Origin of the sequence: Salmonella sp. NW645 (assembly GCF_051703725.1) — a bacterium.
Lineage (GTDB): Bacteria > Pseudomonadota > Gammaproteobacteria > Enterobacterales > Enterobacteriaceae > Salmonella > Salmonella enterica.
In genome coordinates, this window is the sequence record NZ_JAMMKR010000002.1 from 196,948 (window position 1) to 222,526 (window position 25,579).

Sequence of the window (25,579 nt, forward strand, 5' to 3'; positions counted from 1 at the left end):
GACCCCACGGGGCGCATCCGGCATTTCTTGCCTGGATCATGCGCTACAAACTCCCCGCCGGGCGGCTGGTTTTACCCGCTGACGTTAACGTTCTCCCCGTTTGTTTACCGCCAAGACTCTCCAGACGCATCTGGAACGGCGGGAACGGCATATCAATACCGTGCTCGCGGAAGCCAGCCAGAATCAATTGGTGGATCTCATGGCGTAATGGCATACGGTGTCCCATTTCCGCGGCATAAATACGCAGTTCGAAAATTTGAATACCCTGCTGGAGATCCACCAGAAAGATTTCAGGCGGTGGGTTATCCAGCACCAAAGAACAGCGCTGCGCCGCCGTCAGCAGAATTTGCGTCACCTCTTCGCTATTGGCATCCGCCGGTGCCGGGATGGTTAACACCACGCGCGTAACGGAGTCAGACAGCGACCAGTTGATAAACTGTTCGGTGATAAAGGCTTTATTCGGCACGATAATCTCTTTACGATCCCAGTCGCTGATGGTGGTGGCGCGGGTATTGATTTTGGTCACGCTGCCGGTGAGATCGCGAATGGTCACCGTATCGCCGATACGAATCGGCTTTTCAAACAAAATAATCAGGCCGGAGATAAAGTTAGCGAAAATTTCTTGCAGGCCAAAACCAAGCCCAACGCCGAGCGCGGCCACCAGCCATTGTAGCTTCGACCACTCAATGCCGATCATTGAGAAACCGACCAGCCCGCCAATCAGCATTAACAGATATTTGGTGATGGTCGTGATGGCGTAACCGGTACCAGGCGTTAAATCGAGATGCTGTAATAACGCCAGTTCCAGCAGCGCGGGCAGATTACGCACCAACTGCGTGGTGATGATAAAGACCAGAATCGCAATGAGCACCGCCCCGAGGGTAATCGGCTCCAGGCTTTCCACGCCTTGCACCGTAGAGGTGACATCCCACAGCGAAATATTCTCCAGGAAGCCGAATGCCGAGTGAATTTCCGACCACAGTACAATTACCGATAGTAGGGCGATAAGCATCAGAATTGAGCGGACCAGACGCAGCGACTGAGCGCTAATAGCGTCAAGATCGATTTCACTTTCATCGATGTCGACCGCGCCTTCCAGGCTGGAGGAATGCGCCGGTTCTTCTTCGCCGCGCGCGCGCTGCGCCAGCATTTCCGCCCGACGATGTTTGGCGCGGTCAAAAGCCAGTCGGCGTCGTTGGATCAGCATCCAGCGGCGAATGACGTGATAAATGACCAGCAACAGGAACCAGATGGCGACCGAGGTTTCCAGTCTCGCCAGTAGCGCCTGCGCCGTGGCCAGATAACCCACTGCCGCTGCCAGAATCGCGATAAGCGGCGCGCCCATCAACATATTCCACAGCAGGCTGTTGACCATGTTGTCGCCGTTGCCTTCTTTATCAAGATAGAGCGGGATGCCCGCTTTTTTCAGACTCAGCGTGACCAGCGCCAGCGCGCCGCATATCAGGATGAAGCAAAGGCGGCCCAACGAGCCGGAAAACTCCCGATCGTTAAGATTATCAAACATGATCACTGCCATGATGAGCGGCACGATCAGCCCAATGCTCATCAGGTAGTAGCGCATCGCTTTCGCTACCCGGTTTCGCGGCCAGCCAAAATGCGCCACAAACAGGCCATTAGGGCGGGCAAACGCGGCGCAAATCATGACTACCCACAACAGCGGTACTGTCGCCGTCACGCCATCGCCGATGGCGACGGCCAGCGGATACGGCCAGGCTTCCTGTAGACCATAGCCGAGCGTCGCCCACAAGACCGGCAGCGGCGAGGCGACCAGAATCGACCAGAACACCGTTCGCAGCGTCAGCGAGAAGTGATCCTGGGTGACTTTCCCGACGCGCGAGGCCGAGCGCTCAAGGAACCGGTTGAAGTGTTGGCGTGAATAGAGGCTAAACCCGACCAGCGCCAGCGCGCCGAATAACGGCAGTAGCGTCTCTTTGCTGGTCAGCATCATGATGCTGGCTTTACCTAACTGATTAAACGTATCTAATGAGATAAGCCGGCGTAAATCCTGAACCAAATCAACAGGCCAGGAGAGCGATAGCGGGCTAACGTCAGCGGTCCAGAACAGATAACGGTGGGTCGCTTCATTAACCTCTTTAAGCGCATCCTCCAGTTGGCTGTTGGAGACTTTCAGTTTGGTCAGCTCCAGGATCAGCGTGTCGCCGCCCTGTAACAAAGAGTTGAGCAGCTCGCGCTGAGTGCGAAGCTGGGCGTCAAGGATCTGGTTTTGCTCGGCGGTCAGCGGCTGTCCATTGGCCTGACGTATTTGCCGTAGCTGCGGCTGCTTATTGAGTAACTCTTCATAGCGCATACGGTGGACGCGTAGCTGCGCCATTTCCGTATCAAGCTGCTGCGGCTTAGGCATCTCTGGCAGACGGGCGACCTGCGCGCGCAGCGCTTCGCCAAGCATGTTGGACACGCCAAGCCATTGCGACTGCTCCCGCAGCGTATTGAGCGCCTGGCGCACCTGTAACGTTTGGCTGGTGGCCTGTCGCTGCTGCGAGGCGACCAGATCCATCCGCTGCGCTTGTTGATTGAGCGCCTGTGACAGCTCGCGGTTGACTTTAAATTGTTCGACGATGCCTTCCGGCAAACCGGCGCTGTTTTCCGCCAGCAGCTCAGTGCTTTCCAGCGCGCGTTCCGCTTCACGTTGACGCAGGCTATTGAGCTGATTGCGCAGCGCCTGAAGATACGCATCCAGTTGCTGACTCTGTTTTTCCGCCAGCTCGGAACGCAGACGAGCCAGTTCCTGCCGGTTGTTGGCGGACAGTTGCGCCAACTCCAGTTCGTCGACTAACGCTTTTAGTTTGGCGGACTCCGCCTGCATACTGAGACTTTGCGCCTGGCTAAGCGCGGCACTTCCGCCTGCGGCGCCGAGCCGTCGCTCAATCTCATTAAGCTGGCGGCGGGCATCGTTTTGCTGTTGGGGAAGCTGGCTGAGCGAGTCGGCGATCTCCCTGACGCGCTCCTGCTCCTGTTGCGCCTCGCGGGTTTTATCCAGTAGCTGGCTGCTAACCTGCAAGATCTCCTGATTTAACGCTTCGGTGGACATCTCTGGCGGTACGCTGCGAGGCTCATCGCGCAGATTATTCAACTGGGCGCGCAAGGTGGCGGATAGCTTAGGGAAATTATCAATAACGTGTTGATATTGTTTCGCGCGCTCAAGCGAGCCTTTTCGCTCTTCAAGCGCGTTTAAAGCAGTCTGGAGCGCCTCAACGGCTTCCGGCTGAGCGGGCTTCGCCGCTTTTGCCTGCTCCAGTTCCTGCGTGATTTGTTTGGCGTCGGGGGCCGTTGCGGCGAACGCCCCCGTGCTGAGGCACCAGGCCATCAGAAAAGCGATAATCAGGCGCACGTCAGCATTCTCTCTTGATTAGGTGTCGTCTTTTTTATTGTCAACCAGCGGGCTGGCGTCGTGTTCGGCTTTAATTTCTTCTGCCGGCAGCGGAGCAGGTTCTACCTCCGGCGCGACGAATGTTTCGGTCGACGTCGCCAGCGGTTGGCCAATTTTGGTAACGGACAGGCTTGCCAGCGACGCGATCAGATTCACTTTCCCCGGCGCAAATAAGTTGATGACCGTGGAACCCAGTTTAAAGCGCCCCATCTCCTGGCCTTTCAACAAGGCGACAGACCCTTCATGTTCGCCTTCTGGCCAGGTCCAGCGCTTGATGATGCCTTCGCGCGGCGGGGTAATGGTCCCCGCCCAGACGGTTTCGATACTGCCGACAATAGTTGCGCCGACCAGAATCTGCGCCATAGGACCGAACTCGGTATCAAACAGACAGATAACGCGCTCGTTGCGGGCAAACAGGTTGGGGACGTTTTGCGCGGTCAGATGGTTAACGGAGAACAGATCGCCCGGTACGTAGATCATTTCACGCAGGATGCCGTTGCATGGCATATGCACGCGATGGTAGTCGCGAGGGGAGAGGTAAGTGGTCACAAACGTGCCGTTGCGAAACTTATCCGCCATCAGGTAGTTACCCGCCAGCAACGCTTCAAGGCTGTAATTATGGCCTTTGGCCTGCAAAATTTTATCTTCTTCGATACGACCTAACTGGCTTATCACGCCGTCGGCAGGCATAACCAGGATGTTAGGATCGGTATTGAGCGGACGCACGTCATCACGCAGCGGACGAACAAAGAAATCATTGAACGTACGATAGCTGGCGGTATCCGGTTTTTGCGCCTCGGTCATATCAACTTTGTAATACTTTACGAAGAGATCGATAACCAGTTTTGTCAGCCATCCTGCTCGTTTGCTTGCGCCCCAGCCCGCCAGGCGAGTGAGCCATAGTTTCGGCAGAATGTATTGTAGCGAAAGTTTAAATGAGTTTAACAAGGTAGCCTCCAGGCCATTGTTGTTCCTGAACCGGCAGTTATACCGGTATCCTGAAAAAAGGGGACGATTCTAACGACGCCTAGCGTATCTGTCAGTCGTCCGTATCAGAAAAGTTTTTACGCGTTTTTACCTGCGCCATACTTTCAAGAATTCGGTGATAATTTTCGAAACGGGTTTCCGCAATAGCGCCGTTCTCTACCGCTTCGCGAATGGCGCAGCCTGGATCGGCGTCATGCTTGCAGTCCCGGTATTTGCAATGTCCCAAATAGTCATGAAATTCGACAAAGCCCTGGGTGATTTGTTCCGGCTCCAGATGCCATAAGCCGAACTCGCGCACGCCGGGGGAATCAATGACATCGCCGCCATGCGGGAAATGATACAGACGAGCAGCGGTAGTGGTATGTTGACCCAGACCGGAGACATTCGACACATCGTTCGTCATAATCTCGTTCTGTAAGCCGAGCAGAGCGTTTAGCAGACTGGATTTTCCGACGCCGGACTGCCCGGCAAAAATACTGATGCGACCGGTTAACGCCTCTTCCAGCGGTTTCAGACCATCCTGCGTATGGCTGGAGACCATCAACACGCGATAGCCGATATTGCGGTAGATATCCATCTGCTCATTAACGAAGTCCATACCTTCGTCGTCCAGCAGATCAATTTTATTGAGTACGATAAGCGGCTCAACCTGTAGGGTTTCACAGCCGACCAGATAGCGATCGATGATATTCAGCGACAGCTCCGGCAAAATCGCGGAGACGATAACGATTTGGTCAATGTTGGCGGCAATAGGCTTCACGCCGTCGTAGAAGTCCGGGCGCGTCAATACCGAGGTGCGCTCATGCACCGCTTCAACGATGCCTTTTACGTTGACGCCCTCTGCGGCGGCTTTGCCCGGACGCCAGACGACGCGATCGCCCGTCACCAGCGAACGGATAGTGCGGCGGATATTGCAACGGTGAACCTCGCCGTCAGCAGACTCCACATCGGCATGCATACCAAAACGGCTAATGACGATACCTTCTGCAGGCTCGCCAAACAGGTTGTCATCGTAGTCGGCTTTCTCTGCGGACGTTTTTAAACGACGCTGGTGATTGGCGTTCACACGGCGCTGCTGGCCTTTGGAGAGTTTATTTTTGCTCAATCGTACTGGCTCCTGGTCGCCCATAGTGGGCAAAACATCTATGATACACGCAATTGTAGATGAATATAGTCACAGTGAATGTGACCTCTGAACGGTGGAAAATAGCATGAGTGCCGATGAAAACAACCTGATTTGGATCGATCTGGAGATGACAGGTCTGGACCCCGAGCGCGATCGCATTATTGAGATAGCCACGCTGGTGACGGATGCCAGCCTGAACATTCTGGCAGAAGGGCCGACGATTGCGGTACATCAATCCGATGCGCAACTGGCGTTAATGGATGACTGGAACGTGCGCACCCATACTGGCAGCGGTCTGGTGGATCGCGTTAAGGCAAGTACGATGGGCGAACGAGACGCTGAACTGGCGACGATTGAATTTCTGAAAACGTGGGTGCCTGCGGGTAAGTCGCCGATTTGCGGTAACAGCATCGGTCAGGATCGTCGTTTTCTGTTTAAATATATGCCAGAACTGGAGGCCTACTTCCACTATCGCTATCTGGATGTCAGTACGCTCAAGGAACTGGCGCGCCGCTGGAAGCCGGAGATTCTGGCCGGCTTTACCAAGCAGGGCACGCACCAGGCGATGGATGATATTCGCGAGTCGGTGGCGGAGCTGGCTTACTACCGCGAGCATTTCATTAAGCTGTGAGGCGTAACATGCCGGATGGCAACGCCAGAGCGTCTCATCCGGCAGCTCTCCCGCCACTGAATTACTGCGTAAACCATTTCTCTTGCATTTGCGCATATTCCGGCGACGCTTTCACCTTGTCGAGCGCGGCATTAATTTCTTGCAATAGCGCGTCATTGCCTTTGCGTACCGCAATGCCTAACCCTTTTCCGTAGTAGTCAGGATCGCTGGCGCGTTCATCCATGATGGCGTAATCCGGATTGTTTTTTAGCCACTTTCCAATCGCGGCGACATCGCCAAACACGCCCTCAAGACGGTTGTTTTTCAGATCGGTAAAGGCGTTTAGATAGCTGTCATAGGCGACAGGCGTGATAGCTTGTTGTTTATCCTGCAAATAGCGCTGATGCGTTGTACCGTTTTCCAGACCGACTTTTTTGCCTTTCAGATCGGCAAAAGTGTGATAAGCCCCTTTACGCGTGACGACTACCGCCGATAGACCTTCGTAATAGGGTTGGCTAAAGGAGACCTGCTGTTCACGTTTGGGCGTCATATCCATACCGGCGATCACCGCATCAAACTTTTTGAAGCGTAGGCCGGGGATCAGACTATCAAAGCTCTGGTTAGTGAATGAGCACTCCGCTTGCATCTCTTTGCAGACCGCGTTGGCGACATCAATATCGAAACCAACAATTTTATTATCGGCATCGACAAACTCATAGGGCGCATAGGTGGCGGAGGTGCCAAAATGTAATGTTCTGGCGGAAACGGAAGCGGCGTGAACGGAGAGGCTGGCTAACAGCATGACAATAAGTTTTTTTTTCATCTTGATCCCTGATATCAATTGGATGTTGTGGTCACCGTGCTATTCTTTTTTTGGCGCAGGGTGCTATTCTGATTCTGTGCCTTTAGGCGTGGCGTGGAAAGTTTTTTGTTGCATAGCGCACGCTTTGCTCGTTTTTTGTCTTGTTTGGTGATTTAATCAGCATTCAAACAAAAATCGCGAAAAAATGCGTTCAGGGGCTTGCAGCTAAATGGATTTCTCGTATAATGCGCCTCCCGTAACGACGCAGAAATGCGAATTACGACAGCAACAAATTTGCGGGAATAGCTCAGTTGGTAGAGCACGACCTTGCCAAGGTCGGGGTCGCGAGTTCGAGTCTCGTTTCCCGCTCCAAAATTTGAAAGTACTTGTTAAGTACAAGCGCACCCAAGCGGGAATAGCTCAGTTGGTAGAGCACGACCTTGCCAAGGTCGGGGTCGCGAGTTCGAGTCTCGTTTCCCGCTCCAAAATTTGAAAGTACTTGTTAAGTGCAGACCACCAATCGCAGGATTTCGAATTGCGACAAGGCGGCAACTGAATGAGTCCTCAGGAGCTTACTGAAGTAAGTGACTCAGGCGAGTGAAGGCAGCCAACGCAGTAGCGGTTCGAAAGACGAAGATTATGCGGGAATAGCTCAGTTGGTAGAGCACGACCTTGCCAAGGTCGGGGTCGCGAGTTCGAGTCTCGTTTCCCGCTCCAATTCTTATCTACAGTAAAATTATCCACAACGAATATCGCGTTGGGGCACGTTTTGTTCCGCTTTCATCAGATCCTTGTAAACAGACTTATCCACAGGGCGGCCCATTACTCCTGGAATGCAAAAAATTATACCTGACGCGTAGAATTTCTATAATTTCCTGAAAAATATAGAAAAAATAAGATTTCAAAACGTTAGCGTTATTGACTGTTCCTTTTTTCCCTCTTGAATCGCAATGTGTTTTTATTTTTATACACAGCCTGTGAATAATTCAGGCATCGCGCACCAGCCCTTTTTCAATCACCCTGACCAGACGCTGTTTTTTCGGTAGCTGCACTTCAATGATGCAGGCGTTGCGCTTTTCAATTTGTTGCGCAATCGCCCATTCGATATGCTCATCAAGAAGTGGATGCTCACCCTTGCGGCTTTCCAGCGCCGTAATGACGGCATTACTCCACGGCGCATTCCCCAGCGCGACGGCAACATTGCGCAGCCAGCGTAAATGGCCAATGCGCCGAATCGCAGAACCTTCAGTGACTTTCAGAAACTGCGCTTCGCTCCAGCTAAACAACTCAAGCAAATCTGGATTATGCAGAGCCTTGCGTGGGCTAAAATCTGCCTCGCCGGTCAACTGAGAGTAACGATTCCACGGACAGATAAGCTGGCAGTCATCGCAGCCGTAAATACGGTTGCCTATCAGTGGGCGAAATGCTTCCGGAATAGCGCCTTCCAGCTCAATGGTGAGATAAGAAATACAGCGCCGCGCGTCCACCGTATACGGTTCGACAATCGCCCCGGTCGGGCAAATGGTCATACAGGCGACGCATTTGCCGCAACCTTCCTCGACCGGCTGGTCGACCGGCAGCGGTAAATCAATCAGCAGTTCCCCCAGGAAAAAGAATGAGCCTGCCTCCCGATTAAGGATAAGTGAGTGCTTACCTGTCCAGCCAAGTCCGGCTTTTTCCGCTAATGGGCGTTCAAGAATAGGCGCAGAGTCGACAAACGGTCTAAAATTCAGCGAACCGCAGTACTGCTGGATCTGCTCGCCCAGTTTTTTAAGGCGGCTGCGTAATAGCTTGTGATAATCACGCCCCAGCGCATATCGGCTAACGTAGCCCAGCGTGGGATCCTTCAACGTACTGGCAAACGCGGCGTTGGCGGGCAGATAGTTCATGCGCACGCTGATGACACGTAGCGTACCGGGTAAGAGTTCATGAGGCCGGGCGCGCATCATACCGTGGCGCGCCATCCATGCCATCTCGCCGTGGTATTGTTTGTCCAGCCACGCCTGCAGCGCAGGTTCGGATGCGCGCAGGTCGGTATCAGTAATACCGACCTGCTGAAAGCCCAGCTCCAGCCCCCACTGCTTAATATTTTGCGCTAACTGATTGAGATCGAGGGGCTTTGACATGATGGACCATAACATGAAGAAAAACCCTGTAAGTATACCACACTCCATTTGGCCCGCCGATGACATCAAACGGCTGGAACGCGATGCGGCGGATGCCTTCGGACTCACACTCTATGAATTGATGCTGCGCGCTGGCGACGCGGCGTTTCGGGTAGCCCGTGACAGTTACCCTGACGCCCGACACTGGCTGGTGTTGTGTGGTCATGGCAACAACGGCGGCGATGGTTACGTCGTGGCGCGACTAGCGCAAGCGGCGGGCATTAGCGTAACGTTGCTGGCGCAGGAGAGCGACAAACCGTTACCTGAAGAAGCGGCGCAGGCGCGCGATGCCTGGCTGAATGCTGGCGGCATTATCCATGCTGCCGATATTATCTGGCCGGAAGCGACGGATCTGATTATCGACGCGCTGCTTGGCACCGGCATAGCCCAGGCGCCGCGCGACCCGGTAGCCGGTCTGATTGAACAGGCGAACGCCCATCCTGCGCCGGTTGTCGCCGTCGATATCCCGTCAGGTCTGCTGGCGCAAACGGGCGCCACGCCTGGCGCGGTGATAAGCGCCGCGCATACGGTCACGTTTATCGCCCTGAAACCAGGCCTGCTGACCGGCAAAGCGCGTGACGTTACCGGCATATTGCATTATGACGCGTTGGGACTGGAAGGCTGGCTGGCGAGCCAGACGCCGCCGCTCCGGCGTTTTGACGCGACGCAGTTGGGGCAATGGCTAACGCCGCGTCGACCGACCTCGCATAAGGGCGATCATGGTCGTCTGGCGATTATTGGCGGCGACCAGGGAACAGCGGGCGCAATTCGGATGGCTGGCGAGGCGGCGCTGCGTACGGGGGCTGGGTTGGTCAGAGTTCTGACTCGCGGTGAAAACATCGCGCCGTTGCTGACGGCCCGCCCGGAACTGATGGTACATGAACTCACGCCTCAGTCGCTGGAAGAGAGCCTGACCTGGGCTGACGTTGTGGTGATCGGCCCGGGGCTTGGGCAGCAGGAATGGGGCAAAAAAGCCTTACAGAAAGTAGAAAACGTCCGTAAACCTATGCTGTGGGATGCGGATGCGTTGAACCTACTGGCAATCAATCCTGATAAACGTCACAATCGCGTGATTACGCCGCATCCGGGAGAGGCTGCCCGCCTGTTAGGATGTTCTGTGGCAGAAATTGAAAGTGATCGCTTACTTTCAGCGCAGCGTCTGGTAAAACGGTATGGAGGCGTGGTCGTGTTAAAAGGCGCAGGAACGATTATCGCCGCTGAACACCACCCTCTGGCTATCATTGACGCTGGTAATGCAGGGATGGCGAGCGGCGGGATGGGCGATGTCCTGTCCGGCATCATCGGCGCATTGCTCGGACAGAAGTTTACCCCGTATGATGCGGCATGTGTGGGATGTGTGGCTCACGGCGCGGCGGCGGACTTACTGGCAGCGCGTTATGGCGCTCGCGGCATGTTGGCGACCGATCTTTTTACTACGCTGCGGCGTATTGTTAACCCTGATGTGATTGACGTAAACCATGATGAATCGAGTAATTCCGCTACCTGACGAACAGGCGACGCTAGACCTGGGGCAACGGGTAGCCAACGCCTGCGATGGCGCGACCGTTATTTATCTGTATGGCGATTTAGGTGCCGGTAAGACGACGTTTAGCCGGGGATTTTTACAGGCGTTAGGCCATAACGGTAATGTAAAAAGCCCCACCTATACGCTGGTAGAGCCTTATGCGCTTGATAACATGATGGTATATCACTTCGACTTATACCGTCTTGCGGACCCGGAGGAGCTGGAGTTTATGGGCATTCGCGATTATTTCGCCAACGACGCCATTTGTCTGGTGGAGTGGCCGCAACAAGGTAAAGGCGTTCTCCCCGACCCGGACGTCGAAATCCATATTGATTACCAGGCGCAGGGGCGTGAGGCGCGCGTAAGCGCGGTATCCTCATCGGGTCATTCGTTACTGGCGCGTTTAGCCGATTAGCTATAAAGGTGGCGGGATGATTTATCGCATCAAAAATGCCGTAATAGCAGCCTTAATCCTGCTGTGCGCGCAGGCGGGCGCCGCCAGTCTCTCTGATATTCAGGTGTCCAACGGCGAGCAGCAGGCGCGCATTACGCTGAGTTTTATCGGCGAGCCGGAATATGCTTACTCACAGGACGGTAAACGTACCGTGGCGCTGGATATCAGGCAGACCGGCGTGATTCAGGGGCTGCCGCTTCAGTTTAGCGGTAACAATCTGGTGAAAACGATCCGTGCCGGAACGCCGAAAGATGCGCAATCTTTACGGTTGCTTGTCGATCTGACGGAAAATGGTAAAACCGAGGCTGTGAAGCGACAAAATGGCGGCAACTATACGGTCATTTTCACCATTAATGCCGATGTTCCGCCGCCGCCACCGCCTGTCGTCGCGAAACGGGTTGAAAGCGCGCCCCGCCCGACGGAGCCTGCCCGTAATCCGTTTAAATCTTCTGATGATCGCCTGACCGGCGTAACCAGCAGCAATACCGTTACGCGGCCTGCGGCGCGCGCGTCGACAGGCGCTGGCGATAAAGTGGTGATTGCTATTGATGCCGGACATGGAGGCCAGGATCCCGGTGCGATAGGCCCGGGCGGTACGCGCGAGAAAAATGTCACCATCGCCATCGCGCGTAAGTTACGCACATTGCTGAATAACGATCCGATGTTTAAAGGCGTGCTGACGCGTGACGGCGACTATTTTATTTCGGTGATGGGGCGGTCTGACGTGGCGCGTAAGCAAAACGCCAACTTCCTTGTCTCTATTCATGCGGATGCCGCGCCAAATCGCGACGCCACCGGCGCCTCCGTCTGGGTATTGTCCAATCGTCGCGCGAACAGCGAAATGGCAAACTGGCTTGAACAGCATGAGAAGCAATCCGAACTGTTAGGCGGCGCTGGCGATGTGCTGGCGAACAGTCAGTCAGACCCTTACCTGAGCCAGGCGGTACTGGATTTGCAATTCGGTCATTCGCAGCGGGTAGGGTATGATGTGGCGACGAACGTACTAAGCCAACTCGACGGCGTGGGGTCGCTGCATAAACGTCGCCCGGAACACGCGAGCCTGGGCGTGTTGCGTTCGCCGGATATCCCGTCCATTTTGGTGGAGACGGGCTTTATCAGTAATCACGGCGAAGAGCGATTGCTGGCGAGCGACCGCTATCAGCAGCAGATTGCTGACGCTATATACCGGGGGTTGCGTAAGTACTTTGCAGCGCATCCGATCCAGTCTGCGCCGCAGGGCGGCCCAGGCCAGACGGCCAGTACCAACCAGCCTGGCGCCATAACCGCCGCGAATTAAGGAGATTTCATGCCGATTCAGGTTCTGCCGCCGCAGCTTGCGAACCAAATCGCCGCTGGCGAAGTGGTGGAACGCCCTGCGTCGGTTGTTAAAGAGCTGGTAGAGAATAGTCTGGATGCAGGTGCCACCCGCGTTGATATCGACATCGAGCGTGGCGGCGCGAAGCTTATTCGTATTCGTGACAATGGCTGCGGCATTAAAAAAGAGGAGCTGGCGCTGGCGCTGGCCCGTCATGCCACCAGTAAAATCGCCTCGCTTGACGATCTGGAAGCGATTATCAGTCTGGGATTTCGCGGCGAAGCGCTGGCCAGTATCAGTTCGGTCTCGCGTTTGACGCTAACGTCGCGCACGGCGGAGCAGGCGGAAGCCTGGCAGGCGTATGCGGAAGGGCGCGACATGGACGTGACGGTAAAACCCGCCGCGCACCCGGTCGGCACCACCCTGGAAGTTCTGGATCTCTTTTATAATACGCCCGCCCGGCGCAAATTCATGCGTACCGAAAAAACGGAATTTAATCACATCGATGAAATCATCCGTCGTATTGCATTGGCCCGCTTTGACGTCACGCTTAACCTGTCGCACAACGGCAAATTGGTACGGCAGTATCGCGCTGTCGCAAAGGACGGGCAAAAAGAGCGCCGGTTAGGCGCCATCTGCGGGACGCCGTTTCTCGAACAGGCACTGGCGATCGAGTGGCAGCATGGCGATCTGACCCTGCGCGGTTGGGTCGCCGATCCGAATCACACCACCACGGCGTTAACGGAGATCCAGTACTGCTATGTGAATGGCCGCATGATGCGCGACCGCTTGATCAACCATGCCATTCGCCAGGCCTGTGAAGATAAACTGGGCGCGGACCAACAGCCTGCGTTTGTGTTGTATCTGGAGATTGACCCGCATCAGGTGGATGTCAATGTTCATCCCGCCAAGCACGAAGTGCGTTTTCATCAATCCCGGCTGGTGCACGACTTCATCTATCAAGGGGTGCTGAGCGTTCTGCAACAGCAGACGGAAACGACGCTGCCGCTGGAGGAGATTGCGCCAGCGCCGCGGCATGTCCCGGAAAACCGTATCGCCGCCGGGCGCAACCATTTTGCTGTACCCGCCGAGCCAACTGCGGCGCGCGAGTCCGCGACACCGCGTTATTCCGGCGGCGCATCGGGCGGCAACGGCGGGCGTCAGTCCGCAGGTAGTTGGCCGCACGCGCAGCCAGGTTATCAGAAGCAGCAGGGCGAGGTTTATCGCGCGCTTTTACAGACGCCGACGACGAGCCCCGCGCCGGAGCCGGTTGCGCCTGCGCTTGACGGACATAGCCAGAGTTTTGGTCGCGTACTGACGATAGTCGGCGGTGACTGCGCGTTGCTGGAACACGCGGGGACTATCCAGCTCTTGTCGCTGCCGGTTGCGGAGCGTTGGCTGCGTCAGGCGCAGCTTACACCGGGTCAAAGTCCGGTTTGCGCGCAGCCGTTGCTGATTCCGCTGCGTTTAAAAGTGAGCGCCGATGAAAAAGCCGCACTGCAACAAGCCCAATCTTTGTTGGGAGAGTTGGGTATTGAATTTCAGTCAGATGCGCAGCATGTGACCATTCGGGCGGTGCCTTTACCCTTACGACAACAAAATTTACAAATCTTGATTCCTGAACTGATAGGCTACCTGGCGCAACAGACCACATTTGCAACGGTCAATATTGCACAATGGATAGCGCGTAATGTGCAGAGCGAACATCCGCAGTGGTCGATGGCGCAGGCCATATCGCTGCTGGCGGATGTTGAGCGGCTATGTCCGCAGCTGGTAAAAGCGCCGCCGGGTGGCCTGTTACAACCTGTTGATTTACATTCGGCGATGAACGCCCTGAAGCATGAATGATGTAAGTAAGGCGAGCCTGCCTAAGGCGATATTTTTGATGGGTCCGACGGCCTCCGGCAAAACGGCGCTGGCGATAGAACTGCGTAAAGTTTTGCCAGTAGAGTTGATAAGCGTTGATTCCGCCCTCATTTATCGGGGAATGGATATTGGCACAGCTAAGCCGAATGCCGATGAGCTGAAAGCGGCGCCGCATCGACTGCTGGATATACGCGACCCGTCGCAGGCGTATTCGGCGGCGGATTTTCGCCGCGACGCGTTAGCGCAAATGGCGGAGATCACCGCTGCGGGGCGTATCCCGCTGTTAGTGGGCGGTACCATGCTGTATTTTAAGGCATTGCTGGAAGGGTTATCGCCGTTGCCTTCAGCAGATCCGGAAGTCAGATCCCGGATAGAGCAGCAAGCAGCGGAGCTTGGATGGGAGGCGTTGCATCAGCAACTTCAGGAGATAGATCCGGTTGCCGCCGCGCGAATTCATCCAAATGATCCGCAAAGACTTTCCCGGGCACTGGAAGTTTTTTTCATTTCGGGTAAAACTTTAACGGAGCTAACGCAAACGTCAGGAGACGCGCTACCGTACCAGGTGCATCAGTTCGCTATCGCCCCGGCGAGCCGTGAACTGCTCCATCAGCGCATTGAACTGCGTTTTCATCAGATGTTGGCTTCAGGTTTTGAAGCAGAAGTCCGGGCGCTTTTTGCCCGAGGAGATTTGCATACGGACTTGCCTTCCATCCGTTGTGTGGGATACCGCCAGATGTGGTCATACATTGAGGGCGAAATCTCATATGATGAAATGGTTTATAGAGGTGTTTGCGCCACGAGACAGTTGGCGAAGCGCCAGATGACCTGGTTGCGCGGTTGGGAAGGGGTGCGCTGGCTTGACAGTGAGAATCCCGATCGGGCGCGAAAAGAAGTATTACAGGTTGTTGGTGCTATCGCAGACTGAATGTGTACAATTGAGACGTATCGTGCGCAATTTTTCAGAATCGAAAGGTTCAAAGTACAAATAAGCATATAAGGAAAAGAGAATGGCTAAGGGGCAATCTTTACAAGATCCGTTCCTGAACGCATTGCGTCGGGAACGTGTTCCAGTTTCTATTTATTTGGTGAATGGTATTAAGCTGCAAGGTCAAATCGAGTCCTTTGATCAGTTCGTGATCCTGTTGAAAAACACGGTCAGCCAGATGGTTTATAAGCACGCGATTTCTACTGTTGTCCCGTCTCGCCCGGTTTCCCATCACAGCAACAATGCCGGTGGCGGCGCCAGCAATAACTACCATCACGGTAGCAACGCGCAGGGTTCTACTGCGCAACAGGACAGCGAAGAGACTGAATAAGTTCACGCGCTGTTTATCCATGTCGGGGGCGTCGGATAATCGCCCCCGCTGGTTATTAAGAGGGTTTACGCTTGTTTGACCGTTATGATGCCGGTGAGCAGGCGGTACTGGTACACATCTATTTTTCGCAAGACAAAGATATGGAAGACCTCCAGGAGTTTGAATCTCTGGTCTCTTCCGCCGGTGTCGAAGCAATGCAGGTGATTACCGGTAGCCGTAAAGCACCGCACCCGAAGTACTTTGTAGGTGAAGGTAAGGCAGTTGAAATTGCGGAAGCCGTGAAAGCGACTGGCGCAGCGGTCGTATTGTTTGATCATGCATTGAGTCCAGCCCAGGAGCGAAACCTGGAGCGTTTGTGCGAGTGCCGGGTTATCGATCGCACCGGTCTTATCTTAGATATTTTTGCCCAACGTGCGCGTACCCATGAAGGTAAGTTGCAGGTTGAGCTGGCGCAGCTACGCCATCTGGCTACGCGTCTGGTGCGTGGCTGGACCCACCTTGAACGTCAGAAAGGCGGGATTGGTTTGCGCGGTCCGGGTGAAACCCAGCTCGAAACCGACCGTCGTTTACTGCGTAATCGCATTGTGCAGATTCAGTCGCGCCTGGAGAAAGTTGAGAAGCAACGTGAGCAGGGGCGGCAGTCGCGCATCAAGGCCGATGTTCCGACGGTATCGCTGGTGGGCTATACCAACGCCGGAAAATCCACCCTTTTTAATCAGATCACTGAAGCGCGGGTCTATGCGGCAGATCAGCTATTTGCGACGCTGGACCCCACGTTACGTCGTATTGATGTAGCGGATGTCGGTGAAACCGTTCTGGCGGATACGGTAGGCTTTATCCGCCATTTACCGCACGATCTGGTGGCTGCCTTTAAAGCTACCCTGCAGGAGACGCGTCAGGCGACGCTGCTGCTGCATGTGGTCGATGCGGCGGATGTTCGTGTGCAGGAAAACATCGAGGCGGTAAACACCGTTCTTGAAGAGATTGACGCTCACGAAATCCCCACCTTAATGGTGATGAACAAAATCGATATGCTGGACGACTTTGAACCGCGTATCGACAGAGATGAAGAGAATAAACCCATCCGCGTTTGGCTTTCAGCGCAAAGCGGCGTGGGGATACCACAGCTTTTTCAGGCTTTGACGGAGCGTCTTTCCGGCGAGGTGGCGCAGCATACGCTGCGTTTGCCGCCGCAGGAAGGGCGTCTGAGAAGCCGGTTTTATCAGCTTCAGGCAATAGAAAAAGAGTGGATGGAGGAAGACGGTAGCGTCAGTCTGCAGGTACGAATGCCGATTGTCGACTGGCGTCGCCTCTGTAAACAAGAACCGGCGTTGATCGAATACGTGATCTAGACGCGAAGTCATTCAGGTCGTATTGAGGCGGTAGCTGAGAGAATCTCAGGGGCTCACAACGAAGTGACCTGGGGTAAAAAAGCCGCCACTCAAGGCGTAGCCTGAAAGATGATGTCTGTAACGGCGGTTCGTCTGAAGCATGGAGTAATTTCGCCTTATCCTCTGAGGTCGAAAGACAACGGGGATCACCGCATAACAAATATGGAGCACAAACATGGCGTGGAATCAGCCCGGTAATAACGGACAGGACCGCGACCCGTGGGGAAGCAGCAAACCTGGCAGCAACTCTGGGGGAAATGGAAACAAAGGTGGCCGCGATCAGGGACCTCCCGATCTGGATGATATCTTCCGTAAGCTGAGTAAAAAACTCGGTGGTTTTGGGGGCGGTAAAGGCACCGGTTCCGGCGGCGGTAGCTCATCGCAAGGCCCGCGTCCGCAACTGGGAGGCCGTATTGTCGCCATCGCGGCGGCGGCAGTAGTCATTATCTGGGCGGCCAGCGGCTTTTATACCATTAAAGAAGCCGAGCGCGGCGTTGTAACGCGTTTTGGTAAATTCAGCCATCTGGTAGAGCCAGGTCTGAACTGGAAGCCGACATTTATTGACGACGTTACGCCGGTGAACGTCGAAGCGGTGCGCGAACTGGCGGCGTCAGGCGTGATGCTGACGTCTGATGAAAACGTCGTGCGCGTTGAAATGAACGTGCAATACCGCGTCACCGATCCGCAGAAATATCTGTTTAGCGTGACCAGCCCGGACGATAGCCTGCGTCAGGCCACCGACAGCGCGCTGCGTGGCGTCATTGGTAAATACACGATGGATCGCATCCTGACCGAAGGTCGTACCGTTATTCGTAGCGATACCCAACGCGAGCTGGAAGAGACTATCAAACCGTACAACATGGGGATTACCCTGCTGGACGTGAACTTCCAGGCTGCGCGTCCGCCGGAAGAGGTGAAAGCCGCCTTTGACGACGCGATTGCCGCACGTGAAAACGAGCAGCAGTACATTCGTGAAGCGGAAGCGTATACCAACGAAGTTCAGCCGCGCGCCAACGGTCAGGCGCAGCGTATTCTGGAAGAGGCACGCGCCTATAAAACCCAGACTATCCTGGAAGCGCAGGGTGAAGTCGCCCGGTTTGCGAAGATTTTGCCGGAATATAAAGCCGCGCCGCAGATTACACGCGAGCGTCTGTATATTGAAACGATGGAAAAAGTGCTGAGCCATACCCGTAAAGTACTGGTTAACGACAAGAGCGGTAATTTAATGGTGCTGCCGTTAGATCAGATGCTGAAAGGCGGGAATGCGCCGGCGGCAAAGAGCGACAATAGCGCCAGCAACCTGCTGCGCCTGCCGCCGTCCACAAAGTCTAACGCCAGCGGAGCAAGCAACACGTCGTCCTCAAATCAGGGCGATATTATGGACCAACGCCGCGCGAATGCGCAGCGTAACGACTACCAGCGTCAGGGGGAATAACGATGCGTAAGTCAGTTATTGCGATTATCATCATCGTGCTGGTAGTGCTCTACATGTCCGTCTTTGTGGTCAAAGAGGGCGAGCGCGGCATTACGCTGCGTTTTGGTAAAGTTCTGCGTGACGATGAGAACAAACCGCTGGTTTTCGCGCCGGGTCTGCACTTTAAGATCCCGTTTATTGAATCAGTGAAAATGCTTGATGCGCGTATCCAGACGATGGATAACCAGGCCGATCGCTTTGTGACTAAAGAGAAGAAAGACCTGATTGTCGACTCCTACATCAAATGGCGTATCAGCGACTTTAGCCGTTACTATCTGGCGACCGGCGGCGGCGATATTTCGCAAGCCGAAGTGCTGTTAAAGCGTAAGTTCTCGGACCGTTTGCGTTCTGAGATTGGTCGCCTGGACGTAAAAGACATCGTGACCGATTCTCGTGGTCGCCTGACTCTGGAAGTGCGCGACGCGCTGAACTCCGGTTCAGCCGGTACCGATGATGAAGTAGCGACCCCGGCGGCGGATGATGCGATTGCCGAAGCGGCGGAACGCGTCACGGCGGAAACCAAAGGTAAAGTACCGGTCATCAACCCGAACAGTATGGCGGCGTTGGGTATCGAAGTGGTCGATGTGCGTATTAAGCAAATCAACCTGCCGACCGAGGTTTCTGAGGCGATTTACAACCGTATGCGCGCCGAGCGTGAAGCGGTCGCGCGTCGTCATCGCTCACAAGGTCAGGAAGAAGCGGAAAAACTGCGTGCGGCTGCTGACTATGAGGTGACGAAAACTCTGGCGGAAGCCGAGCGTCAGGGGCGTATCATGCGTGGTGAAGGTGATGCTGAAGCCGCGAAGCTGTTTGCCGACGCGTTCAGTCAGGACCCTGATTTCTACGCGTTCATTCGTAGTCTGCGCGCTTACGAGAAGAGCTTCGAAGGTAATCAGGACGTGATGGTACTGAGCCCGGACAGCGATTTCTTCCGCTACATGAAGACACCGAGTTCGACGACACGCTAAAATAGCGTCAGCGGTTTTAGACCAGCAAAACCACCGCATCCAAAGGATGCCGGTGGTTTTCTTTTATAAGGGCGATAAATGAATTCAACAATCTGGTTGGCGCTTGCTCTGGTATTAGTCCTCGAAGGGCTGGGACCGATGCTGTATCCCGGCGCATGGAAAAAAATGGTTTCGGCACTGGCGCAACTGCCGGAAAATGTTTTACGTCGTTTTGGCGGCGGACTTGTGGTCGCGGGAGTTGTGGTCTACTACATGTTGAGGAAAACGATTGGCTGAACAAAAAGTGGTCGGATTTGCCGCAGATTGAGTGCAAAAAGTGCTGTATATCTGAAAAAGCGATGGTAGAATCCATTTTTAAGCAAACGGTGATTTTGAAAAATGGGTAACAACGTCGTCGTACTGGGCACCCAATGGGGTGACGAAGGTAAAGGAAAGATCGTCGATCTTCTGACTGAACGGGCTAAATATGTTGTACGCTACCAGGGCGGTCACAACGCAGGCCATACTCTCGTAATCAACGGTGAAAAAACCGTTCTCCATCTTATTCCATCAGGTATTCTTCGCGAGAATGTAACCAGCATCATCGGTAACGGTGTTGTGCTGTCTCCGAGCGCGCTGATGAAAGAGATGAAAGAACTGGAAGACCGTGGCATCCCCGTTCGTGAGCGTCTGCTGCTGTCTGAAGCCTGTCCGCTGATCCTTGATTATCACGTTGCGCTGGATAACGCGCGTGAGAAAGCGCGTGGCGCGAAAGCGATCGGCACCACCGGTCGTGGAATCGGGCCTGCTTATGAAGATAAAGTGGCACGTCGCGGTCTGCGTGTTGGTGACCTTTTCGACAAAGAAACCTTCGCTGAAAAACTGAAAGAAGTGATGGAATATCACAACTTCCAGTTGGTTAACTACTACAAAGCTGAAGCGGTTGATTACCAGAAAGTTCTGGATGATACGATGGCTGTTGCCGACATCCTGACTTCTATGGTTGTTGACGTTTCAGACCTGCTCGACCAGGCGCGTCAGCGTGGCGATTTCGTCATGTTTGAAGGTGCGCAGGGTACCCTGCTGGATATCGACCACGGTACTTATCCGTACGTAACTTCTTCTAACACCACTGCAGGTGGCGTGGCGACCGGTTCCGGCCTGGGCCCGCGTTATGTTGATTACGTTCTGGGTATCCTCAAAGCTTACTCCACTCGTGTAGGTGCAGGTCCGTTCCCGACCGAACTGTTTGATGAAACCGGCGAGTTCCTCTGCAAGCAGGGTAACGAATACGGCGCCACTACCGGCCGTCGTCGTCGTACCGGCTGGCTGGACACCGTTGCCGTTCGTCGTGCGGTACAGCTGAACTCCCTGTCTGGCTTCTGCCTGACCAAACTGGACGTGCTGGATGGCCTGAAAGAGGTGAAACTCTGCGTGGCTTATCGTATGCCGGATGGTCGCGAAGTGACTACCACTCCGCTGGCAGCTGACGACTGGAAAGGTGTAGAGCCGATTTACGAAACCATGCCGGGCTGGTCTGAATCCACCTTCGGCGTGAAAGATCGTAGCGGCCTGCCGCAGGCGGCGCTGAACTACATCAAACGTATCGAAGAACTGACCGGCGTGCCGATTGATATTATTTCTACCGGCCCCGATCGTACTGAGACGATGATTCTGCGCGATCCGTTCGACGCGTAATTGATGGATGATGCCCGGTAACGCTACGCTTACCGGGTCTATGATGAGTACGCATTTGATAGCCGGATAAGATGCTTTGCATCACCCTTCGGTTCAAATGCGTCATTGTTCCCCGCTTTTTTCCTTCCTGAACCGAAATAAATTAGCAGCCTGACAGGTGGCTGGTTTATCATCAATACAGATAAGTTATATCCCGTTTTCCCTTTTCCTGAGGTTGATGTGCAGTTAACGAGTTTCACCGATTACGGCTTACGTGCGCTAATCTATATGGCGTCGTTACCAGATGGACGAATGACCAGCATTTCTGAGGTGACAGAAGTCTACGGCGTGTCCCGTAATCATATGGTCAAAATTATCAATCAGCTTAGCCGGGCGGGCTTTGTCACCGCCGTTCGGGGAAAAAATGGCGGTATCCGCCTGGGTAAACCGGCTAATACTATTTGTATTGGCGATGTGGTGCGTGAGCTGGAACCCTTATCACTGGTCAACTGTAGCAGCGAATTTTGCCACATCACCCCTGCCTGTCGTCTGAAACAGGCGCTTTCTAAGGCCGTGCAGAGTTTTCTCAAGGAGCTGGATAACTACACGCTTGCCGATTTGGTTGAAGAGAATCAACCGCTTTATAAATTATTACTGGTGGAGTGAAGTAAACTTCATTAGAGATGACAATGGAGGAACCTCAATGTCACAAGATCCTTTCCAGGAACGCGAAGCAGAAAAATACGCGAATCCTATCCCGAGCCGGGAATTTATCCTCGAACATTTAACGAAACGTGAAAAACCGGCCAGTCGCGAAGAACTGGCCGTAGAACTGAATATTGAAGGCGAAGAGCAGCTTGAAGCCTTGCGTCGCCGCCTGCGCGCGATGGAGCGCGACGGACAACTGGTCTTTACCCGCCGCCAGTGCTATGCGCTGCCGGAACGCCTCGACCTGCTGAAAGGCACCGTGATCGGTCATCGTGATGGTTACGGTTTCTTACGTGTCGAAGGCCGCAAAGACGATCTGTATCTTTCCAGCGAGCAAATGAAAACCTGTATTCATGGCGATCAGGTGCTGGCGCAGCCGCTGGGCGCCGATCGTAAAGGTCGCCGCGAAGCGCGTATCGTCCGTGTACTGGTACCGAAAACCAGTCAGATAGTCGGGCGTTATTTCACCGATGCGGGCGTCGGCTTTGTAGTGCCGGACGACAGCCGTCTCAGCTTCGACATTCTTATCCCGCCAGAAGACGTCATGGGCGCGCGGATGGGGTTCGTGGTCGTGGTTGAACTGACCCAACGTCCAACTCGCCGTACTAAAGCGGTAGGGAAAATCGTCGAAGTGCTGGGCGACAATATGGGCACCGGTATGGCGGTTGATATGGCGCTGCGTACCCATGAAATACCCTACATCTGGCCGCAGGCGGTAGAGCAGCAGGTCGCCGGGCTGAAAGAAGAGGTGCCGGAAGAGGCGAAAGCCGGTCGTGTCGATCTGCGCGATTTGCCGCTGGTCACGATTGATGGCGAAGATGCCCGTGACTTTGACGACGCGGTTTACTGTGAGAAAAAACGCGGCGGCGGCTGGCGTTTGTGGGTCGCTATTGCTGACGTGAGCTATTATGTACGGCCGCCAACGCCGTTGGATCGCGAGGCGCGCAATCGCGGCACGTCGGTTTACTTCCCGTCACAGGTTGTCCCAATGTTGCCGGAGGTGCTCTCCAACGGCCTGTGTTCGCTAAACCCGCAGGTTGACAGGCTGTGTATGGTCTGTGAAATGACCATCTCGGCGAAAGGTCGGCTGACCGGCTACAAATTCTATGAAGCGGTGATGAGCTCCCATGCGCGTCTGACCTATACCAAAGTCTGGCATATGCTGCAGGGCGATCAGGATCTGCGTGAACAATATGCGCCGCTGGTGAAGCATATTGAAGAGCTGCACAACCTCTACAAAGTGCTGGATAAAGCGCGTGAAGAGCGCGGGGGGATCTCGTTTGAGAGCGAAGAGGCGAAGTTTATCTTTAACGCCGATCGTCGCATTGAGCGTATCGAACAGACCCAGCGTAATGACGCGCATAAGCTTATCGAAGAGTGCATGATCATGGCGAATATCTCGGCGGCGCGCTTTGTCGAAAAAGCTAAAGAGCCGGCGTTATTCCGTATTCATGATAAGCCCACCACCGAAGCGATCACCTCATTCCGCTCCGTACTGGCGGAGCTGGGGTTGGAGCTGCCGGGCGGAAACAAACCGGAACCGCGCGATTATGCCGAACTGCTTGAATCGATTGCCGACCGGCCGGACGCCGAAATGCTGCAAACTATGCTGCTGCGTTCAATGAAGCAGGCGATTTACGATCCGGAAAACCGCGGGCACTTTGGCCTGGCGTTGCAGTCTTATGCGCACTTTACCTCGCCGATTCGCCGCTATCCGGATCTTTCTTTGCACCGCGCCATTAAGTACCTGCTGGCGAAAGAGCAAGGGAATAAGGGCAACACCACAGAAACGGGCGGTTATCACTACTCGATGGAAGAGATGTTGCAGCTCGGTCAGCACTGTTCGATGGCGGAACGCCGCGCTGATGAAGCGACGCGTGATGTCTCCGACTGGCTGAAATGTGACTTTATGCTGGATCAGGTAGGCAACGTCTTTAAGGGCGTGATTGCCAGCGTCACCGGTTTCGGCTTCTTTGTCCGTCTTGATGAACTGTTTATCGATGGGCTGGTACACGTTTCCTCACTGGATAACGATTACTATCGCTTCGATCAGGTAGGGCAACGTCTGATTGGCGAGTCCGGCGGGCAGACATATCGCCTGGGCGACCGGGTCGAGGTACGCGTCGAAGCGGTGAATATGGACGAACGGAAAATTGACTTTAGCCTGATCTCCAGCGAGCGCGCACCGCGTAACGTCGGCAAAACGGCGCGTGAAAAAGCGAAAAAAGGTGAAAGTAAAAACGCCGGTAAACGTCGTCAGGTAGGTAAAAAAGTTAACTTCGAGCCTGATAGCGCCTTCCGCGGCGAGAAAAAAGCGAAGCCGAAAGCAGCGAAGAAAGACGCGAGAAAAGCAAAAAAGCCATCGGCTAAAACGCAGAAAATAGCCGCAGCGACCAAAGCGAAGCGTGCGGCGAAGAAAAAAGCGGCAGAGTGAGCAATACCCTCTTCAAACAGAAGAGGGTGAATTATCTGTAGGCCGGGCAAGCGTAGCGCCCCCGGCAAAACGTAAACAATGAGTACATTAATGAGCGAAATGATTTACGGCATCCACGCAGTGCAGGCCCTGCTGGAGCGCGCCCCTGAACGTTTTCAGGAAGTCTTTATTTTAAAAGGCCGTGAAGATAAACGTCTGTTGCCGCTGATTCACGCCCTTGAGTCCCAGGGCGTGGTTATCCAGCTGGCAAACCGCCAATATCTCGACGAGAAAAGCGACGGTGCCGTGCATCAGGGCATTATCGCTCGCGTGAAACCAGGCCGGCAGTATCAGGAAAACGATCTGCCGGATCTGATCGCATTACACGATCGCCCCTTTTTGTTGATCCTCGATGGCGTCACCGATCCGCATAATCTTGGCGCCTGTCTGCGCAGCGCCGATGCCGCAGGCGTACATGCGGTAATCGTGCCGAAAGACCGCTCCGCGCAACTTAACGCGACGGCGAAGAAAGTCGCCTGCGGCGCAGCGGAAAGCGTGCCGTTGATCCGCGTCACCAACCTGGCGCGCACGATGCGCATGTTGCAGGAAGAGAATATCTGGATTGTCGGGACGGCGGGCGAGGCTGACCATACGCTGTATCAGAGCAAAATGCCTGGCCGCATGGCGTTGGTCATGGGCGCAGAAGGTGAAGGTATGCGTCGTCTGACCCGTGAGCACTGCGATGAGCTGATCAGCATTCCTATGGCCGGTAGCGTGTCGTCGCTGAATGTCTCTGTGGCGACCGGGATTTGTCTGTTTGAAGCCGTTCGCCAGCGCACCTGACGCTAATAGTATTTTTTAAGAAAATAACCATCCATAATCGGATGGTTTTTTTTTATCTTTGGCTGGTAATATAAAAAGCAAAACCTACCCTGTAACTCCCTTTATTTATAAAAAAGAGATAGAGATAATAATATGGCATGGACTCCACGGACGCTGGCGGATGCGTTAAACAACATCGCTGAATTAAATATTGATATAGAAAATAATGAATCTTCATTAATAATAAAAATGAATGATTATGGCGATTTACCACTGGCGGTTTTATTTACCTCGCAACAAATAGTTATCGAGACTTATATCTGTCCGGTAAATACGATTAGAGATACCGCGGAATTTAATCTTTTCTTGCTGAGAAATCAGAAGGTTTTACCGCTGTCTTCGGTCGGTATTACCCAGGTAAAACAGGAGGAATATTATGTCGCTTTTGGCGCGTTGTCGTTAAATTCGTCGCTTGCCGACGTGACGCTGGAAATCACCACGCTTGTAGAAAATGCGTTGGATATCGCTGAAATAACACAAGTCTATTCACAGGAATAATACAGGCGGCTTAC

21 protein-coding genes and 3 tRNA genes are annotated in these 25,579 nt (G+C 54.2%); 19 read left to right on the plus strand and 5 right to left on the minus strand.

Annotated features, from left to right (window positions below):
- Positions 1 to 43: 43 nt before the first annotated feature.
- The 3 genes from mscM to rsgA all read right to left on the minus strand — a co-directional run bounded on the left by mscM (position 44) and on the right by rsgA (position 5,501).
- Positions 44 to 3,370 (minus strand): miniconductance mechanosensitive channel MscM, encoded by a 3,327-nt coding sequence (gene mscM, locus NA389_RS04750; protein ID WP_001236755.1) that lies wholly within the window; start codon positions 3,368 to 3,370, stop codon positions 44 to 46.
- An 18-nt stretch (positions 3,371 to 3,388) separates the two neighbouring features.
- A complete protein-coding gene (gene asd / locus NA389_RS04755; protein WP_000934949.1) occupies positions 3,389 to 4,357 on the minus strand; it encodes an archaetidylserine decarboxylase in 969 nt (322 codons plus the stop codon).
- Positions 4,358 to 4,448: 91 nt separating this feature from the next.
- Positions 4,449 to 5,501: a small ribosomal subunit biogenesis GTPase RsgA gene (gene rsgA, locus NA389_RS04760; protein WP_000041946.1), complete on the minus strand. Its 1,053-nt coding sequence runs from the start codon at positions 5,499 to 5,501 to the stop codon at positions 4,449 to 4,451.
- Positions 5,502 to 5,607: 106 nt separating this feature from the next.
- On the opposite strand from rsgA, the gene orn reads away from it, so the two are divergent.
- Positions 5,608 to 6,153, plus strand: a complete 546-nt coding sequence (gene orn, locus NA389_RS04765) for an oligoribonuclease (RefSeq protein WP_001271546.1) — start codon at positions 5,608 to 5,610, stop codon at positions 6,151 to 6,153.
- Positions 6,154 to 6,214: 61 nt separating this feature from the next.
- On the opposite strand, the gene NA389_RS04770 is transcribed toward orn, so the two are convergent.
- Positions 6,215 to 6,955 carry an arginine ABC transporter substrate-binding protein gene (locus tag NA389_RS04770; RefSeq protein ID WP_000727892.1) on the minus strand — a complete coding sequence of 247 codons (741 nt, stop codon included), beginning with the start codon at positions 6,953 to 6,955 and terminating at the stop codon, positions 6,215 to 6,217.
- Positions 6,956 to 7,230: 275 nt separating this feature from the next.
- Between NA389_RS04770 and NA389_RS04775 the strand changes: the two genes are divergently transcribed.
- The 3 genes from NA389_RS04775 (at position 7,231) to NA389_RS04785 (ending at position 7,651) form a co-directional block, all read left to right on the plus strand.
- Positions 7,231 to 7,306 (plus strand) — tRNA-Gly (locus NA389_RS04775).
- A gap of 37 nt (positions 7,307 to 7,343) precedes the next feature.
- A tRNA-Gly gene (locus NA389_RS04780) sits at positions 7,344 to 7,419 on the plus strand.
- A 156-nt stretch (positions 7,420 to 7,575) separates the two neighbouring features.
- Positions 7,576 to 7,651, plus strand: a tRNA-Gly gene (locus tag NA389_RS04785).
- 269 nt (positions 7,652 to 7,920) lie between these two features.
- On the opposite strand, the gene queG is transcribed toward NA389_RS04785, so the two are convergent.
- Positions 7,921 to 9,060: a tRNA epoxyqueuosine(34) reductase QueG gene (queG, locus tag NA389_RS04790; RefSeq protein ID WP_024134622.1), complete on the minus strand. Its 1,140-nt coding sequence runs from the start codon at positions 9,058 to 9,060 to the stop codon at positions 7,921 to 7,923.
- Here queG and nnr point away from each other — a divergent pair.
- The 15 genes from nnr to NA389_RS04865 all read left to right on the plus strand — a co-directional run bounded on the left by nnr (position 9,059) and on the right by NA389_RS04865 (position 25,565).
- On the plus strand, positions 9,059 to 10,606 hold the full coding sequence (gene nnr, locus NA389_RS04795; protein WP_000968670.1) for a bifunctional ADP-dependent NAD(P)H-hydrate dehydratase/NAD(P)H-hydrate epimerase: 1,548 nt from the start codon (positions 9,059 to 9,061) through the stop codon (positions 10,604 to 10,606). The genes queG and nnr overlap by 2 nt on opposite strands.
- Positions 10,578 to 11,039 carry a tRNA (adenosine(37)-N6)-threonylcarbamoyltransferase complex ATPase subunit type 1 TsaE gene (gene tsaE / locus NA389_RS04800; protein ID WP_000981984.1) on the plus strand — a complete coding sequence of 154 codons (462 nt, stop codon included), beginning with the start codon at positions 10,578 to 10,580 and terminating at the stop codon, positions 11,037 to 11,039. The genes nnr and tsaE overlap by 29 nt, the downstream gene beginning before the upstream one ends.
- 16 nt (positions 11,040 to 11,055) lie before the next feature.
- Positions 11,056 to 12,375, plus strand: a complete 1,320-nt coding sequence (amiB, locus tag NA389_RS04805) for an N-acetylmuramoyl-L-alanine amidase AmiB (protein ID WP_000640366.1) — start codon at positions 11,056 to 11,058, stop codon at positions 12,373 to 12,375.
- 9 nt (positions 12,376 to 12,384) lie between these two features.
- Positions 12,385 to 14,241, plus strand: coding sequence for a DNA mismatch repair endonuclease MutL (gene mutL / locus NA389_RS04810; protein ID WP_001122562.1), 1,857 nt, complete (start codon positions 12,385 to 12,387; stop codon positions 14,239 to 14,241).
- A complete protein-coding gene (gene miaA, locus NA389_RS04815) occupies positions 14,234 to 15,184 on the plus strand; it encodes a tRNA (adenosine(37)-N6)-dimethylallyltransferase MiaA (protein ID WP_001000734.1) in 951 nt (316 codons plus the stop codon). Before mutL ends, miaA begins: the two co-directional genes overlap by 8 nt.
- Positions 15,185 to 15,266: 82 nt before the next feature.
- Positions 15,267 to 15,575 carry an RNA chaperone Hfq gene (gene hfq, locus NA389_RS04820; protein ID WP_001051875.1) on the plus strand — a complete coding sequence of 103 codons (309 nt, stop codon included), beginning with the start codon at positions 15,267 to 15,269 and terminating at the stop codon, positions 15,573 to 15,575.
- Positions 15,576 to 15,646: 71 nt separating this feature from the next.
- Positions 15,647 to 16,927, plus strand: a complete 1,281-nt coding sequence (hflX, locus tag NA389_RS04825) for a ribosome rescue GTPase HflX (RefSeq protein WP_000460338.1) — start codon at positions 15,647 to 15,649, stop codon at positions 16,925 to 16,927.
- 214 nt (positions 16,928 to 17,141) lie between these two features.
- On the plus strand, positions 17,142 to 18,401 hold the full coding sequence (gene hflK, locus NA389_RS04830) for an FtsH protease activity modulator HflK (RefSeq protein WP_000312505.1): 1,260 nt from the start codon (positions 17,142 to 17,144) through the stop codon (positions 18,399 to 18,401).
- 2 nt (positions 18,402 to 18,403) lie between these two features.
- On the plus strand, positions 18,404 to 19,408 hold the full coding sequence (gene hflC / locus NA389_RS04835) for a protease modulator HflC (RefSeq protein WP_001232415.1): 1,005 nt from the start codon (positions 18,404 to 18,406) through the stop codon (positions 19,406 to 19,408).
- Between the two features lie 78 nt (positions 19,409 to 19,486).
- Complete coding sequence (locus tag NA389_RS04840; protein ID WP_001089290.1) at positions 19,487 to 19,684, plus strand: DUF2065 domain-containing protein; 198 nt, start codon at positions 19,487 to 19,489, stop codon at positions 19,682 to 19,684.
- Between the two features lie 102 nt (positions 19,685 to 19,786).
- On the plus strand, positions 19,787 to 21,085 hold the full coding sequence (gene purA, locus NA389_RS04845) for an adenylosuccinate synthase (protein ID WP_000527972.1): 1,299 nt from the start codon (positions 19,787 to 19,789) through the stop codon (positions 21,083 to 21,085).
- 219 nt (positions 21,086 to 21,304) lie between these two features.
- Positions 21,305 to 21,730, plus strand: coding sequence for a nitric oxide-sensing transcriptional repressor NsrR (nsrR, locus tag NA389_RS04850; RefSeq protein WP_001177632.1), 426 nt, complete (start codon positions 21,305 to 21,307; stop codon positions 21,728 to 21,730).
- 37 nt (positions 21,731 to 21,767) lie between these two features.
- Positions 21,768 to 24,206: a ribonuclease R gene (gene rnr, locus NA389_RS04855; RefSeq protein ID WP_000076351.1), complete on the plus strand. Its 2,439-nt coding sequence runs from the start codon at positions 21,768 to 21,770 to the stop codon at positions 24,204 to 24,206.
- Between the two features lie 90 nt (positions 24,207 to 24,296).
- Positions 24,297 to 25,028 carry a 23S rRNA (guanosine(2251)-2'-O)-methyltransferase RlmB gene (rlmB, locus tag NA389_RS04860; RefSeq protein ID WP_001293274.1) on the plus strand — a complete coding sequence of 244 codons (732 nt, stop codon included), beginning with the start codon at positions 24,297 to 24,299 and terminating at the stop codon, positions 25,026 to 25,028.
- Between the two features lie 132 nt (positions 25,029 to 25,160).
- Positions 25,161 to 25,565 carry a YjfI family protein gene (locus tag NA389_RS04865; protein ID WP_000312612.1) on the plus strand — a complete coding sequence of 135 codons (405 nt, stop codon included), beginning with the start codon at positions 25,161 to 25,163 and terminating at the stop codon, positions 25,563 to 25,565.
- The last annotated feature ends 14 nt before the right edge of the window (positions 25,566 to 25,579 follow it).